Here is a 14,472-nt window from a genome sequence, read left to right as displayed (position 1 = left end):
TCAGCCCTGCAGCTGGGCCGGGTCCGTCTCGCACGGGATGACCTCGATGAGGCGGCTCACGCGCCATCCTGGCGGAAGGGTGGGCAGGCCGCTGTCGAAGCGCAGGATCGCGTCGCAGGGCGAAGGGCGCTCGTCGAGCGGCGAGAGCAGGTCGAGCCCCGCATCCGCCGCGCGCGCAGCCTCGGTGAGCGCTGCGGTGTCACCGCCGTCCAAGACCAGCAGTGCGAGGGTGCCGGCACTGTCGCTGCCCGTCGCGACCGGGTCGGCGCGCACGGCGAGGATGTTCGGCTGGTCGAGGAAATTCCGCTCGTCGGTGCGCATCGTGTCCCCGACCTCGCCCGCCATCAGCTCGCCGATCTTCTCGAGCGACCCCACCCAGAATTCGGAGATGCAGTCGAAGCCCGGCTCGATCGCCTGATCGACCAGATGGTTGCGGCGATAGCGCCGGAACGGAAAGAGCGGGACCGCGAGGACGGCGTGCCGGGTTTCGTAATAGGTCCGGAAGTCGGCGCGCGAAATGTCGGCGCGGCGCGGCATGAAACCGATCGTCTTCGCGGTCGGTCCGCTCATGGAAGCAGCCCCGCCGGCGCGTTGAACGACCAGCATTTCTGCTCGCGCCGGTGCTTGATCCGCCAGCCGTCGGCGGTGCGAACCAGTTCGTCATTATACCAGAGGCCAATGAAGAAGACTCGCTCCTCGCCCTCGTGGTTCATGACCATCGGGTTGAACAGGATCGTCTTGGTCCGGGCGCTGTCGCCGTCGATGTCGATGCGCGTCGTGGTCGACAGATGCTGGAAGGCGGGGAAGGTCGGCATGGCCTGCGCCAGATAGGCCTTGGTTTCCGACAGACTGCCCTTGGCGCCGCCGAGGTCGGTATAGTCGATCACAGCGTCGGCGGTGAACACGCGGTCGAGCCCATCCCAGTCCTGCTCGTCGATCGCATAGGCATAGCGCGTGATGAGATCCTGGATCTCGAGCCGGTCAGACATTTCCTGAAGCGACAGCATCCCTCGTCCTTTCCGTCGCTCATGATGGCGACATTGGGTCAAAGGATGCGCGAAGCGCGAATGGCTTGCAATCCAAAATGCTCAATGCGTAAACTGTGGCCAATAAGCATTCGCAAAGAGATTCGAGGGGATGTCGCGTGTCGAAGCTGCTGCGCACGCCGGTCGAGCGTTTCGCAAGCCTGCCCGGCTTCGCCTTCGAGCCGCATCATGTCGACGTCGCCGACCGCGATCTCGGGCCCTTGCGCATGCATTATGTCGACGAGGGCGATGCGATCCATGGCACCGTCCTGATGCTCCATGGCGAACCGAGCTGGAGCTTTCTCTATCGCAAGCTGATCGGGCCGGTCGCGGCTGCGGGCTGGCGGGCGGTGGCGCCCGACCATGTCGGCTTCGGTCGCTCGGACAAGCCCGCCGACCGCACCATCTTCAGCTATGATCGGTTCGTCGGCTGGATGCGGGACTTCATCGAGCAGCTCGACCTGCAGCGGATCGTGCTGGTGATCCAGGACTGGGGCGGTCCGATCGGGCTGCGCCTGCTGGCGGAGATGCCCGACCGCTTCATCGGCGTGCTGGCCACCAACACGCTGCTGCCGACCGCCGAGGAACCGCCGCGCGGTGTCGCCGGCTGGCCTGGGCCGATCATCGAGCCGTGGATCGAACTGTGCCGAACCAGCGACGATCTGCCGGTCAGCGAGATCGTCGCGGCGACCTGCGTCCACCGGCCCGCACCCGAGATACTGGCGGCCTATGACGCTCCTTTCCCCGATGCCGGCTACAAGGCGGCGGCGCTCGCGATCACGACGCTGATCCCGGCGCGGCCCGACAGCGACGGCATCGCGCAGAACAAGGCGGCCTGGGCGGTGCTCGAACGCTTCGACCGGCCCTTCGCGACGGCGTTCAGCGATGGCGATCCGTCGACGGCTGCCTGGGAGCAGGTCTTTCGCGACCGCATACCCGGCGCGGCGCGGGCGCCGCATGTCCGGATCGAGGGGGCGGGACATTTCGTGCAGGAAGAGCAGGGTGAGGCGCTGGCAGCGGCGCTCGTCGATTTCCTGCGCCAGTTGGAGGACTGAATGGAAAAGCTGATCTACGCATTGTGGCGCGATGCCGACACGTCCCGTGCGGCGTTCAACGAGCGGCTGCTGGGCGAGGTCGCCGAGGCTATCGCCCCGCATGTCCGCGCTCTGCGCATCAATGTGCAGGACGATGCGCTTCCCCGGGGCAGCAATCCTGTGTTCGTCGTCACGCAGCCGCAGATGGAGGCGGCGGTGCAGGTCTGGGTCGATACCGCCTTCCCGCCCGCGCGGGCTCCGATCGAAGCGGCGCTGGCTCAGCTGTCGAACCGCGTCGAAGGCTGGCTGGTCGCGGAGTCGACCCCGCTGCCGAACCGCGCTCATCCTCCGGGCAAGCCGACCGAAGGCTTTTCGCAGGTCGTGTTCATCGAGAAACCCGACCATCTCGATCATGAGACCTGGCGCCGCAACTGGCAGGACGGGCACACCGAAACCGCGATCGTGACGCAGAGCAATTTCGAATATGTGCAGAATCTGGTTGTCCGTCCGGTGACGCCCGGCGCCGGCCCCTATGCGGCGGTGGTCGAGGAATGTTTCCCGCTCGCCGCGATCCACGACAAGCAGCTTTACTATGACGCGGCCGGTGATCAGGCGAAGCTGGAAGCCAATGAAAAGCGCATGATGGACAGCTGCGCCAATTTCATCGGGGCCAAGGGCTGCGACTGCATCCCGATGCGGCAATATGAGATGAAGACGCTCGCCTGAAGGGCTGGCCTATCCAAGGAGAGTAGATGTGAGCGACAACCTCGACCTTCCGGACTATCCGGCCGACAGCACCGTGCGATCGGAGACGGTGACGATCGATGCCCCGGCCTCGGTCGTGTGGGAGATTCTGACCGACCTGCCCAATTACGGCAAGTGGAACCCCTTCTGCATCGGTGCGGAATCGACGCTGGAGATAGGCGATCCGATCCACATGACGCTGCTCAACTACACCATGCCGGGGGAGACCGCGCCGAACGTCGAATATGTCTGTGCCAAGATCCCCGAGCGGCTGATTTCCTGGGAGCTGCTCGATAATCCGATGTGGCCCTATCCGGCGCGGCGTGACCAGATCATCGAGGCCGATGGCCCGGAGCGTTGCCGATACTGGTCGACCGACGCCTTCTTCGGCGAGAACGGCATCCATGTGATGCGCTTCTGCGGCCCGTGGGTGAAGCGGGCGTTCGACGACACGGCGCGCGCGCTGAAGGCGCGGGCCGAGGCGATCCACGCGGCGCGCAAGGCTGCGGCATGACGCTGCGGCTCGAAGATATCGAGTTGATCCGTCAGCTGAAATATCGCTATTCGCGCGGGATCGACACCGGCGACATGGAGACGGTGGCATCGCTCTTCGCTGAGGATGCGACGATCGACTATCGCGGCGGCAGCTATCATGTCCAGCTCAAGGGGCGCGACGCGATCGTCGACATATTGCGGGGCATGTTCGGCCCGCATTTCGTGGGCTCGCACACGATGCACATGCCCGAGATCGAGGTGATCGACGAGGAGAATGCGACCGGTATCTGGACGCTGCTCGACTATGCGCTGAACCTGGCGGAAGGGAACAAGACGACGGTCGGCTCGGCGATCTACCGCGACCGCTATGTCAAGCGCGACGGCCGTTGGCTGATCGCGCACAGCGAATATGACCGGGTCTATGAGCGTGTCTATCATGACCCGGCGCCTGGACTGACCGCGCATTTCCTCGCGACCAAGGCCGCATCATGACGCCCGATCCCGCACGGCTCCAGGAACTGCTCGACCGCGAGGAGATACGAACGCTCATCCATGCCTATTGCAACGCGGCCGATCGCCACGACCAGGACAAGATGCGCAGCCTCTATCATGAGGATGCGATCGACGAGCATGGGCATATGTCGAAGGGGCCGGCGATGGACTTCATCGACAAGCTGCCCGAGATTCAGGCGCCGATGGAAATTCTCCATCACAACGTCACCACGATCAACCTGGCGATCGACGGGGACCGTGCCGAGGGCGAGGTCTATCTGCTTGCGCTGCACCGGGTGATGGGGCCGGATGGCCCGTTCGATGTGCTCGTGGGTGGCCGCTATTTCGACAAATATGAGCGGCGAGACGGGCGCTGGAAATTCGCGCACCGTGCGATCGTCGCCGATTGGGCCAATATCCACAGTCCTTCGATCGTCGACCTGACCCACCCTTTCCTCGAAGGGGCCTATATCGGCAAGCCGGGTCCGGCCGACCCGTCCTATGCCTTTTTCCAGATGCTGAAACGGGGAGCCCAAGCATGAGCCGGGTCAAGTCCATTGCGTTGCTGCGCCGTCGCGCCGATCTCGGACGCGACGCCTTCATCGACTATTATGAGACCCGCCACGTGCCGCTGATCCGGTCGCTGTTGCCGGGCATCGTCGAATATCGGCGGAACTTCACCCTGTTCGACGGCGCCTATGTCAACGAGGGTGCGGCACCGTTCGACTTCGATGTCGTCACCGAGCTCTGGTTCGAGAGCCGCACCGCCTATGACGCGGCGATGGCGAAGGTCGCCGATCCGGAAATCGGCCAGCGGATTGCCGAGGACGAGGAGAATTTCCTCGACCGTAGCGGGACGCGGATGTTCCTGGTCGAAGAGAAGATCAGCTCGATCTAGCGCGGGCGTTGCGCTTTCCCCTCCACCGCCTTCGGCGGTCCCCCTCCCCGTTCCGGGGAGGAATGTCTTGAGTTCCTCCCCGGAACGGGGAGGGGGACCATGCGCAGCATGGTGGAGGGGAAGTCGCCGCCTCCGCTCTCAATCCACCAGCACGCAGTAGCGGAAGTCGTGCTTGATGAAATTCTGCCCCAGGCTGTAGCGCACGCGGCGGACGCCGGGGATCTTGTCGATCGTCTGGTGGAGGAAGTCGGTCAGCTGGCTGCCATTCTCCACCAGCGTCATCGCCAGCACGTCGGCGCGGCCGAGCATCGTCGAGACGAAGCCGATCTCCGGCAGTGACGCGAGCCGTTCGGCCAGCGCCTGGATGTCGCCCGCCGTGTCCGCCTCGATCCACAGATAGGCGAGGAAGGGGTTCTTCAGGCGGTTGGCGTTGGTGACGGCGGCGACGCGGATGACCTTGTTGTCGAGCAGCCGCTTGAGGCGCGAGCGGATCGTGCCCTCGGTCAGGCCGAATTCGCGGCCGATCTCGCGATTGCTGACGCGGGCATCGCGGCTCAGCCGGTCGATGATCTTGTGGTCGAGGTCGTCGAGCGGGATGCGGGTCATAGCGGTGCCCATTCGGGGTTATACTTCAGGATCTTCATCGACAGGCCGGGGAACAGGCGTTCGACGCCATCGATATGGGCAATCACGTCGGTCAGCAGCCGGTCGAGTTCCTCGATATTGTCGGCCACGACCTGTGCCTCGAGATCGTACATGCCGATCGTCACATTGACCGTGATGACATTTTCCAGTTCGGCGAGTTCCGCGCCGACGGCGGCCGCCGAGCGGCCCTTCACCTGGACGCCGACCGCGGCGATGGCGTTGAAGCCCATCGCGGTCAGGTCGCGCATGGCAACGACGCGTACGGCGTTGGTCGATTCCAGCTTGCGCAGCCGGGTCCGAACGGTTGCCTCGTTGACGTCGATCAGGCGGGCGAGGTCGCGATTCGCGATGCGGCCGGACTGGCGCAAAGCTGCGATGATCTTTTCGTCGATCGGTTCGAGCACGGCGGGGGGCGGCGGCGTAGCCTGACGCACTGATGCCGTCTCTTCACCAGCGGTCTTCTTCTTGGTCGTCGGTTTCTTCGTTGCCACAAGCCTGTCCCTGCCGTGGGTCCGGAGCCCGCCAAAGGGCGATACTCCGGGACCACATTGTAAAACTCCTTAGCGAACGATTGCGGGGTGGGGAAGGCGCGGAGCGCCCAGCATCTCACGGAAAGACGGGGGCTGCTTGCCGCCGGCGTCCTGTATCGCGAAGCGTGTCCCCAGTTCCGCACCGATGAAGGTCTGTCCCGACATGTCCATCCGCTCGGGGGCGGAATGGATGGCGGCGATCAGCTTGCCGGTGAACTCCGGTGTCTCGGCGTTGGCCATGATCGCCTCATATTGGTCGGGACGTTCCTCGATCGCCTTGTCGGTGCGCTCGGTCTTGAGCGGGCCCATCCAGATCGACACGGCGGCGACGTCATGGTCGCGCAGGTCGACGCCCATGTCGGCGGCGAACTTGTCCACGCCGGCCTTCTGCGCGCCATAGGCCGGCCCATGCATGTAGCAGGTGGAGCCGAAGGAGGAGGTGAAGGCGATCACGCCGCCGCCGGTGCGGATCATCAGCGGCGCCGCGTGGAAGCTGGCGACATAGCCCGAGCGCAGGCCGACATCGAGGATGTCGACGAGGCTCAGCGGCCGTTCCCAGAAGCCGCCCGGCTGGATCAGCGCATCGTCGATGATGGCGGCGTTGTTGACCAGGATGTCGAGCCGTCCTTCGTCGCGTTCGACCCGGTCGAACAGCGCCTTGACCTCGTCGTCCTTGCGATGGTCGACCGCGACCGCCACGCCGCGCCCGCCGAGGCGGTCGATCGCGGCCGCAGTCGCCCCGACCGTGCCGGGCAGCGCGGCTGTGCCTTCCTGCGTCGTCCGGCCTGTCACATAGACGGCATAGCCGGCCTCGCCCAGCGCGCGGGCGATGCCTGCGCCCGCGCCGCGGCTGGCGCCGGTGACGACGGCCACCTTGCGATTGTCGTTGCTCATGCCGATTGCTCCTTCACGATATCCAGAAAGGGTGGTCGCTCGCCGCCGCCATGGACTTCGAGCGCAGCGCCGGTGACGTAGGACGAAGCCGGCGAGGCCAGGAAAAGCGCGGCGGCGGCGATCTCGTCGGCGCGGCCCAGGCGGCGGGCGCCGATATTGTGCGCAATGGCGGCCTGGGTCGCGGTATCGCCATAGGTCGCCTCGGTCGCCTCGGTCTCGATATAGCCAACGACGATCGCATTGACCCGGATATCGGGCCCCCATTCATGGGCGAGGCTGCGGCCCAGCGCGATCAGCCCGGCCTTGGCGGCGGAATAGGCGGCGGTGCCCGGCGACGGCCGCATCGCCGACACGCTGGCGATGTTGATGATCGAGCCGCCGGTCTTGACCATATGCGGATAGGCGGCCTGCGACATATAGATCGGCGCCATCAGGTTGAGGCCGACGACCTTTTCGGCCAGGCGCGGCGAACTCGTTCCGAGCGCGGCGTCGGGCGAACCGCCGGCATTGTTGACGAGGATGTCGAGGCGGCCATGGCGGGCGACGATGTCGTCGACCATCGCCTTGACCGCGTCCGGGTCGCGCACATCGCAGGCGAGAGCCTCGATGCCTTCGATCGAGCCGCTGTTCCGCCCGCAGACCACGACCTTGGCACCCGCACCGGCCAGCCTGCGCGCTATGGCGAGACCGATCCCGCGCGTACCGCCGGTGACGAGGGCGACCTTGCCCGCGATGCCGTGAATGTCGTCCATCAAATTCCTCTCAGACATTGGCCCGCGCCGCGTGCCGTGCGGCGCGGCGGCCGGAAAAGAAGCAGTCGGCGAAGGACAGCCCGCTGACATAGGTCTGCGAGGCTAGGCCCACCGCCGTGCGCCCGGCGGCATAAAGCCCGGCGATGGGCTTGCCCGCCCGGTCGAGCACCTGGCCGCTTTCCTCGGCGACGCGCAGGCCGCCGAAGGTGATCACGGGCAGGGGCAGGAAGCGGCTGTCGATCGATATGTCCATTGCGTAGAAGGGGCCGCGCTCGATCGGGTGCATGTCGACCGCCTCCTTGCCGAACGGGTCCTGCGCCTCGCCGCGCGCGGCAGCATTATAGGCGGCGACGGTCCGGGCAAGCCCTGCTGCGTCGACGCCGATGCGCCGGGCCAGTGCGTCGAGCGTATCGGCCTTGCGCGCATTGAACAGCAGGTTGATCAGCGTGACGTCGCGCTGGAAGGGTACCAGCTTGGGATCGCGCGCCTGGCGGAAGGCGGCCTCCCGCAGGTTCTTGTCGTAGATCAGCCAAGCGATCCCGCCGCGATGGTCGACGATATGCTCGCCCATCGTCGCGCCATAGACCGTCTCGTCGACGAAACGTTCGCCTGCGCGGTCGACCGCGATCGCCTGTGCCCAGGCCTTGGGCGGATTGATGAAGCGCCAGGCGCTGACCTTGTCCATCAATGCGGTGGCACCGCCCGCGCTCATGCCGAGCAATATGCCCGAGCCCTGGTCGCCGAGCGTCCCGTTGGGCATGCCGCTGGCATAGGCCGGGGCATAACGACCGACCATCTGGGGGTTCATGATGAAGCCGCCGGCGCTCAACACCACGCCTTCGCGCGCGCGGATCAGGCGCGAGAAACGGGCCTTGGCCTCGATCTCGCCGGCCTTGCGCAGATAATGATTGCCGAGCGCGATGGTGATCGCTGCGAGTGGAATGCTGGGCGGAAGTGCTGCGAGAAGGGCATTGGCGCGCGCGATATATCTGGCGAAGCGTTGCGCCTCGGGTGACCCTTCGGGGATCGACAGGATACGCGCGCCGACCACGCGCCCCTCTCGGTCGACCACCAATTGCCGAGCCTCGCTGTAGCGGTGGAAGACGAGGCCTAGGCGCAGAGCGGACTCGGTCATCGGCCCGGTGATGAACTTGCCGAGGCCCCAGGCCTTCTTGCCGTCGCGGCCAAAGGCACGGTGCCCGCGTGCGGCGGGCTTCGCCTTCGCCCGATAGCTCGCCACCAGCGAATTGTCGGGGTGGTAGAGGAAACGGTCGAGCGGCGGATAGGAGCATTTCTCCTTCCACACCGAGGCGGCGAGCTTGCCGCCGTGGCGCAGGATCCAGTCGACCGTCTCGGGGCTCTGCTCGACGAAGCGGCGCAGCGTTTCGTCGCTGACGACCTTGCCGGCCTCGATCCGCAAATAGTCGAGCATCGCCTCCGGGCTGTCTTCCTCGCCCGCCTCGCGCTGGATCGCGGTGCCGCCGCCGGCATAGAAGACACCGCCATTGGCGGCGGTCGATCCGCCACAGGCGTAGCGGTCGACGGCGGTGACCGACAGACCGCGCTCCATCCCCTCCAGCGCCGCCGCCAGGCCGGCTCCGCCGAGGCCGACGACGAGCAGGTCGGTGCTCTCGTCCCAGGCGACGGTGTCGACATCCTCGACCAACAACGGCTGTTCGACCGGAACGCCGACATCGGCCGCCGGCGGGAAGGGGGCGTTCATCGGAAGCTGTAGCTGAGCTGGCCGAGGATTTCACGCGGGCGCCCCTGCCGCGCGGCGATCGCAGCCGTATAGTTGGCCGTGCCCACGATATAGTCGCGGTCGAACAGGTTGGTCGCGATCAGCTGCGCCTTCCACACATCGTCTGGGCTGGTCCAGCCGATCCGCGCATTGACGATGCCATAGCCGCGCTGCTGCTCGGCATAGCCCGCCACCGCACCGACGCCGTCATTCGCGGCGGTGAAGTAGATGCGGCTCTGGACATGGGCGTCGGCGCCGACGGTCAGCTTGCCGGCGTCGTTCAGATCGAAAGCATAGGTCGCGCCGAAGGTTGCGGACCATGTCGGCGCATTGTTGAGGCGCTTCCCCTTGGCGTCGAAGGACCCGAAGGTGCTGACGAAGGCATTGGGGTAACGCTGATACTCGGCATCGAGCCAGGCGACATTGGCTGTCAGTTCCAGCGCTCGTACGGGCTTGGCTACGATCTCCGCCTCGATCCCCTTCACGCGCGCCGTGGCCGCGTTCTGCGTCCTGGCGCCGAAGGAGGCGCCGACCTGGACGAAGCTCTGCACCTGCAGATCGGTATAGTCATAATAGAAGCCCGTCAGGTTGAGGCGCAGCCGACGGTCGAGCATGTCGCTCTTCAGGCCGACTTCGTAGGACCAGAGTTTTTCGGGGCCATAGCCGGCGGCGGCGTCGACGGCATTGTTGCTGCCATAGTCATAGCCGCCGCTCTTGAAGCCGCGCGTCGCCGATGCGTAGATCAGGATCTGCTCGCTCGGCTTGAAGTTGATCCCGAATTTGGGCGTCAGCGCATCATCGTTGCGACGGGTGTCGATGGTGAAGGGGTTAGGCAGACCGGGCACGCCCGACAGGACGAACCCCTGCGCCGCGACGCGCGGATCGGGATCGGTCGAGGCCGTGAAATAATCGGTGATGCGATAGATCTTCCGCTCGCGCGTATAGCGCAGGCCCGCGACGAAGGAGAGCGCGTCGGTCAGCTTATACTCGCCCTGCGCGAAGCCCGCATAGGAGCGTGCCTTCAGCAGCGGCCGCTGGATATGCGACGCGCCGAAGGGCAGGATGGCCAGCGTGAGCGGTTCGCGATTGCGCTCCTGGAAATAATAGGCGCCGAGCACCCAGTCGAACCGGTCGCTTTCGCCGACCAGGGTGAACTCCTGGCTGAACTGGTTCTGGCGGATCGGCGCGATCAGGTTGCGCAAAATGTCGAGCGAGCTGGAATCCGAGTCCGTGAGGATCGAGCCCCGGAAGGCCCGCCAGCCGGTCAGCGAGCGCAGGATGAGGCCATCGGACAGCGGCAAGGACAGGTCGCTCGACAGGCCGTAATTCTTCAGCACCGTGAAATTGTCGCGGTTCATCGACACCTTGTCGAAGTCGCCGAGGATCGCGTCGTCGAACGGATTGCCGGTCGGCCGGATCAGCTTGGGATAGCCGGCCATCGCGCCCGACTGGCGCGACCAGTCGCCGCGTATGATCCACTCTCCCTCGCCGATCGGTGCAAGAAGCTGCGCCCGCACACCACGCGATTTGAGATCTTCGACGTCATTGCCGGTCGAGATATTTTCGCGAAAGGCGTCATGGCCGGAGACGTCGACCGCGAGGCTGGCAAGGACCTCGCCCGCGATCGGGCCGCTGATATAGCCCTGTGCTGCATAGCGGTCATAGGTGCCATAGCCGAACTGCGCCTGCGCCTGCAGCGTCGAGGAGGGCTTGCGCGATACGACATTGATCGTGCCGCCGACCGAGTTGCGGCCATAGAGCGTGCCCTGCGGCCCGCGCAGCACCTCGACCCGCTCGACGTCGAGGAAGTCGGTGAGGTAGCTGAGCGGCCGGGCGAGGTAGATGCCGTCGCTGTGGATCGTCGTGCTCGGGTCCGAGCCGATGAACACGATGTTCGACCCGATGCCACGTATAAACAGCTGCGTGTAGCCCGACAGGTCGGAGACCTGGAGCGACGGGACATAGGCTTTCAGGTCCTGAACGTCTCGCACGCCGCGCGAATCGAGCGCTTCGCCGCCCAATACCGTCACCGCGATCGGGGTCGACTGCAGCCGGGTCTCGCCCATGCGAGTGGCGGTTACGACGATGTCGCCGATGCCGGAGTCGTCGGTGGCGGATTGCGCCGAAAGCGGCGAAAATCCCGCTGTGGACAGCACAGCCAGAGAGGCTGCATACAGCCTATGCGCGCGTTTCAAAACGACCCTCCCACTACGTATATGGCGGGTGTCAACCCGCTCCTTCTACCATATGCGTAACACGTGATTGCATGCTTTGCTAGATCGGCAATCGCAGAACTTGGCTCCGATAGTTGACGCTTTGCGTAGAAATCGATAGCTAGGATTACGAATCTGATGAAGGATCGGATGCGGAGAGGCTGGTCAGGAAACGAACATGGCGACGATGCTTAAGAGTGAGGAAGTCGCGATCCCGAGCGCGGAAGATCTGGTCGAGCGGGCGCGTGCAATGATTCCCGTGCTACGCTCGCGCGCGAAGCAGGCGACAGCCGCCCACAGGATCCCCGACGAAACCATCGCCGAGATGAAGGAGGCCGGCTTCTTCCGCATCCTCCAGCCCAAGCGCTGGGGCGGCTATGAAATGCATCCCAACGTCTTCTTCTCGGTGCTGAAGGAGATTGCGCAGGGCTGCATGTCGACGGGCTGGGTCTATGGCGTGGTCGGCTGTCATCCCTATGAGCTGGCGCTCTTTTCGGACAAGGCGCAGGCCGAAGTCTGGGGCGAGGACACCAGCGTGCTGGTTTCCTCCTCCTATCAGCCGGTCGGCAAGGTCGAGCACGCCGAGGGCGGCTTCTATCTGTCGGGCCGCTGGGGTTTCTCTTCGGGATCGCAGCATTGCGACTGGGTGCTGCTCGGCTCGCTGGTGCCGCCGAAGAACGAGGGCGATGCGCCCGACATGCGCACCTTCCTGGTCCCCCGCAAGGATTACCGGATCGAGGAAACATGGGACACCTTCGGCCTCCAGGGCACCGGTAGCCACGATGTCGTGATCGAGCGGGCCTTCATTCCCGACTATCGCACCCACCGCGCGGCGGACGGTTTCCTCTGCACCAATCCCGGCCAGAAGGAGAATGGCGCGCCGCTGTTCAGCCTGCCCTGGGCGCAGATCTTCGTGCGTTCGGTCTCCTCGGCTGCACTCGGCGGTACACGCGCCGCGATCGACGCGGCGATCAAGATCGCCAATGATCGCGTATCGACCAACACCGGCAAGGCGTCGAAGACCGACCCCATCCTGATGGCCGCAATCGCCAAGGCGCATGCGCAGCTGCTCGAGATGGAGGCCACGCTGGAGGCCAGCTTCGACAAGATGATGGCGAAGGCCGATCGCGGCGAGCCGCTCGAAATGTCCGAGCGTGCTCTTTATCGCTACCAGTCTTCGACCGTCGTCCGGCGCTGCGCCGATCTGGTGGACGAGCTCATGCCGCTGCTGGGTGGCCGGGCGATCTATATGTCCAGCCCGATCATTCAGCCCTGGCTCGACATCAATGCGGCGCGTGCGCACGTGGCGAACGACCCCAATAATATGGCGGCGGACCTCGTGGGCACGTTGAACGGGCAGGCACCGTCCTTCCTGTTCCTCTGAGTTTTTTCCCAATCGACTGGAGGGGTTTCAATGACAGTCGAGTTCGTCCGTACGGCCTATAAGGTCGGCGGAGATTATGAGATCAGCATGGCGGAGGCCGGCTCCGGCCCCGCTGTCGTGTTCCTGCACGGCAGCGGGCCGGGGGCCTCCGGTGCTTCCAACTTTCGCCTGAATGCGTCGGAGTTCGTGGCTGCAGGCTATCGCGTGCTGCTGCCCGACCTGATCGGCTATGGTGCGTCGTCGAAGCCCGAAGGAATCGACTATACGCTGCAGCTGTTCACCGACACCGTCCATGACGCGCTGACCCAGGCCGGGGTGACCTCGGCGGTGTGCGTCGGCAATTCGCTGGGCGGCGGCATCGCGATGCAGCTGGCGTTCGATCATCCGGGCTTCGTCGAGAAGCTGGTGATGATGGCGCCGGGCTGTATCGAGGAACTGCCCGTCTATTTCGCCATGCCCGGCATTGCGAAGATGAAGTCGAGCTTCGGCAGTCCCGAATTCTCGCTCGATGATCAGCGGGCGCTTATCACCAACCTCGTCTATGACGCGTCGGTCGTCAGCGACCAGCTCGTCGCCGAGCGCTATGAGGTTGCCCGCACGCAGTCGAAGGACGTGCTGGCCCGCATGCGGACGCCCAATCTGGCCCCGCGCCTGGGCGAACTGACGATGCCGATCCTCGGCTTCTGGGGTCTGCAGGACGATTTCTGCCCGGTCTCGGGGGCGCAGCGCTTTCTCGATGCCTGCCCCGATGCGCGCTTCATGACCTTCAACGGCGTGGGCCATTGGGTCCAGGTTGAGCGGGCTGCGGAGTTCAATCGCTACACGCTGGCCTTCCTCCATGGCTGACACGACAGTCTGGGCCGAGAGGCTCTATCGCGCACTGCGGGACGGCACCACGCTCGCGCCGATCAGCGGTCAGGACCCGAGCCTGACGATCGACGATGCCTATGCGATCTCGCTCGGCATCCTCGAACGGCGCCAGGCCGATGGCGAGCGGGTGGTCGGCAAGAAGATCGGCGTCACCTCCAAGCCCGTGCAGGACATGCTGGGCGTCCACCAGCCCGATTTCGGTTTCCTCACCGATCGGATGTGGATCGACGGTGAGACGATCGACATCGCCGCGACGGGGCTCATCCAGCCCCGCGCCGAAGCCGAGATCGCCTTCATCCTGCGCGAACCGCTGAAAGGGCCGGGCGTGACCGCCGAACAGGTGATCGCCGCGACCGAGAGCATCGCGCCCTGTTTCGAGATCGTCGACAGCCGTATCGCCGAGTGGAAGATCGGCATCGTCGACACCGTCGCCGACAATGCGTCCTGCGGCGTGTTCGTGCTGGGCGAGGCCCGCGCCGATCCCCGCGCGCACGACCTGCCTGCGCTGCACGTCACCGTGACCAAGAATGGCGAACCGCTGTCCGAGGGCTATGGTTCGGCGGTGCAGGGATCCCCGGCGGAAGCGGTGGCATGGCTCGCCAACACGCTCGGCGCTCACGGCGTCACCCTCGAGGCGGGAGACGTCATCCTGTCGGGATCGCTGGTCCCGCTGGCGCCCGCCAAGGCCGGCGACGTCTTCGAGATGGAATTGCACGGCATCGGGCGCTGCGCCGCCCGCTTCGTCTAAGGAACAA

General features: G+C 65.3%; 17 protein-coding genes. 9 read left to right on the top strand and 8 right to left on the bottom strand.

Translation table 11 applies throughout. The features are described 5' to 3' along the window. A complete protein-coding gene (locus ACNI3R_RS01640) occupies positions 1-570 on the bottom strand; it encodes an EthD domain-containing protein (protein WP_426179351.1) in 570 nt (189 codons plus the stop codon). Then, positions 567-1,007, bottom strand: coding sequence for a nuclear transport factor 2 family protein (locus ACNI3R_RS01635; RefSeq protein WP_426179349.1), 441 nt, complete (start codon positions 1,005-1,007; stop codon positions 567-569). The genes ACNI3R_RS01640 and ACNI3R_RS01635 overlap by 4 nt, the downstream gene beginning before the upstream one ends. Positions 1,008-1,144: 137 nt before the next feature. On the opposite strand from ACNI3R_RS01635, the gene ACNI3R_RS01630 reads away from it, so the two are divergent. The 6 genes from ACNI3R_RS01630 to ACNI3R_RS01605 are packed head-to-tail and all read left to right on the top strand — an operon-like array spanning position 1,145 to position 4,688. Beyond that, the gene (locus ACNI3R_RS01630) at positions 1,145-2,080 is read left to right on the top strand and encodes a haloalkane dehalogenase (RefSeq protein ID WP_426179348.1); all 936 of its coding nucleotides are present in this window, start codon (positions 1,145-1,147) and stop codon (positions 2,078-2,080) included. Beyond that, complete coding sequence (locus tag ACNI3R_RS01625) at positions 2,081-2,785, top strand: EthD domain-containing protein (RefSeq protein ID WP_426179347.1); 705 nt, start codon at positions 2,081-2,083, stop codon at positions 2,783-2,785. 28 nt (positions 2,786-2,813) lie between these two features. After that, positions 2,814-3,317: an SRPBCC domain-containing protein gene (locus ACNI3R_RS01620; RefSeq protein WP_426179345.1), complete on the top strand. Its 504-nt coding sequence runs from the start codon at positions 2,814-2,816 to the stop codon at positions 3,315-3,317. Continuing rightward, positions 3,314-3,790 carry a nuclear transport factor 2 family protein gene (locus tag ACNI3R_RS01615; protein ID WP_426179344.1) on the top strand — a complete coding sequence of 159 codons (477 nt, stop codon included), beginning with the start codon at positions 3,314-3,316 and terminating at the stop codon, positions 3,788-3,790. Before ACNI3R_RS01620 ends, ACNI3R_RS01615 begins: the two co-directional genes overlap by 4 nt. Continuing rightward, positions 3,787-4,332 carry a nuclear transport factor 2 family protein gene (locus ACNI3R_RS01610; RefSeq protein WP_426179342.1) on the top strand — a complete coding sequence of 182 codons (546 nt, stop codon included), beginning with the start codon at positions 3,787-3,789 and terminating at the stop codon, positions 4,330-4,332. The genes ACNI3R_RS01615 and ACNI3R_RS01610 overlap by 4 nt, the downstream gene beginning before the upstream one ends. Further along, positions 4,329-4,688, top strand: a complete 360-nt coding sequence (locus tag ACNI3R_RS01605) for an EthD domain-containing protein (RefSeq protein ID WP_426179340.1) — start codon at positions 4,329-4,331, stop codon at positions 4,686-4,688. Before ACNI3R_RS01610 ends, ACNI3R_RS01605 begins: the two co-directional genes overlap by 4 nt. A gap of 138 nt (positions 4,689-4,826) precedes the next feature. Here the strand turns inward: ACNI3R_RS01605 and ACNI3R_RS01600 are convergent, their stop codons facing one another. The 6 genes from ACNI3R_RS01600 to ACNI3R_RS01575 form a co-directional block, all read right to left on the bottom strand. Further along, positions 4,827-5,294 (bottom strand): Lrp/AsnC family transcriptional regulator, encoded by a 468-nt coding sequence (locus ACNI3R_RS01600; RefSeq protein ID WP_296625251.1) that lies wholly within the window; start codon positions 5,292-5,294, stop codon positions 4,827-4,829. Next, positions 5,291-5,824, bottom strand: a complete 534-nt coding sequence (locus ACNI3R_RS01595; RefSeq protein ID WP_426179339.1) for an Lrp/AsnC family transcriptional regulator — start codon at positions 5,822-5,824, stop codon at positions 5,291-5,293. The genes ACNI3R_RS01600 and ACNI3R_RS01595 overlap by 4 nt, the downstream gene beginning before the upstream one ends. A 69-nt stretch (positions 5,825-5,893) precedes the next feature. Further along, positions 5,894-6,757 carry an SDR family NAD(P)-dependent oxidoreductase gene (locus ACNI3R_RS01590; RefSeq protein ID WP_426179337.1) on the bottom strand — a complete coding sequence of 288 codons (864 nt, stop codon included), beginning with the start codon at positions 6,755-6,757 and terminating at the stop codon, positions 5,894-5,896. After that, positions 6,754-7,509: an SDR family oxidoreductase gene (locus ACNI3R_RS01585; protein WP_426179335.1), complete on the bottom strand. Its 756-nt coding sequence runs from the start codon at positions 7,507-7,509 to the stop codon at positions 6,754-6,756. Before ACNI3R_RS01585 ends, ACNI3R_RS01590 begins: the two co-directional genes overlap by 4 nt. A gap of 10 nt (positions 7,510-7,519) precedes the next feature. Further along, the gene (locus ACNI3R_RS01580; protein ID WP_426179334.1) at positions 7,520-9,232 is read right to left on the bottom strand and encodes an FAD-binding protein; all 1,713 of its coding nucleotides are present in this window, start codon (positions 9,230-9,232) and stop codon (positions 7,520-7,522) included. Further along, the gene (locus tag ACNI3R_RS01575; RefSeq protein WP_426179333.1) at positions 9,229-11,406 is read right to left on the bottom strand and encodes a TonB-dependent receptor; all 2,178 of its coding nucleotides are present in this window, start codon (positions 11,404-11,406) and stop codon (positions 9,229-9,231) included. Before ACNI3R_RS01575 ends, ACNI3R_RS01580 begins: the two co-directional genes overlap by 4 nt. Positions 11,407-11,641: 235 nt before the next feature. On the opposite strand from ACNI3R_RS01575, the gene ACNI3R_RS01570 reads away from it, so the two are divergent. The 3 genes from ACNI3R_RS01570 to ACNI3R_RS01560 are packed head-to-tail and all read left to right on the top strand — an operon-like array spanning position 11,642 to position 14,465. Then, positions 11,642-12,847: an acyl-CoA dehydrogenase family protein gene (locus ACNI3R_RS01570; protein ID WP_426179331.1), complete on the top strand. Its 1,206-nt coding sequence runs from the start codon at positions 11,642-11,644 to the stop codon at positions 12,845-12,847. 30 nt (positions 12,848-12,877) lie between these two features. After that, positions 12,878-13,693 carry an alpha/beta fold hydrolase gene (locus tag ACNI3R_RS01565; RefSeq protein WP_426179330.1) on the top strand — a complete coding sequence of 272 codons (816 nt, stop codon included), beginning with the start codon at positions 12,878-12,880 and terminating at the stop codon, positions 13,691-13,693. Continuing rightward, the gene (locus tag ACNI3R_RS01560; RefSeq protein WP_426179328.1) at positions 13,686-14,465 is read left to right on the top strand and encodes a fumarylacetoacetate hydrolase family protein; all 780 of its coding nucleotides are present in this window, start codon (positions 13,686-13,688) and stop codon (positions 14,463-14,465) included. Before ACNI3R_RS01565 ends, ACNI3R_RS01560 begins: the two co-directional genes overlap by 8 nt. Positions 14,466-14,472 lie beyond the last annotated feature (7 nt).

Source organism: Rhizorhabdus antheiae (assembly GCF_049889055.1).
Taxonomy (GTDB): Bacteria; Pseudomonadota; Alphaproteobacteria; order Sphingomonadales; family Sphingomonadaceae; genus Rhizorhabdus.
The sequence above is the reverse complement of the archived record's forward strand: the minus strand, read 5'-3'. Positions and strand labels throughout refer to the sequence as shown.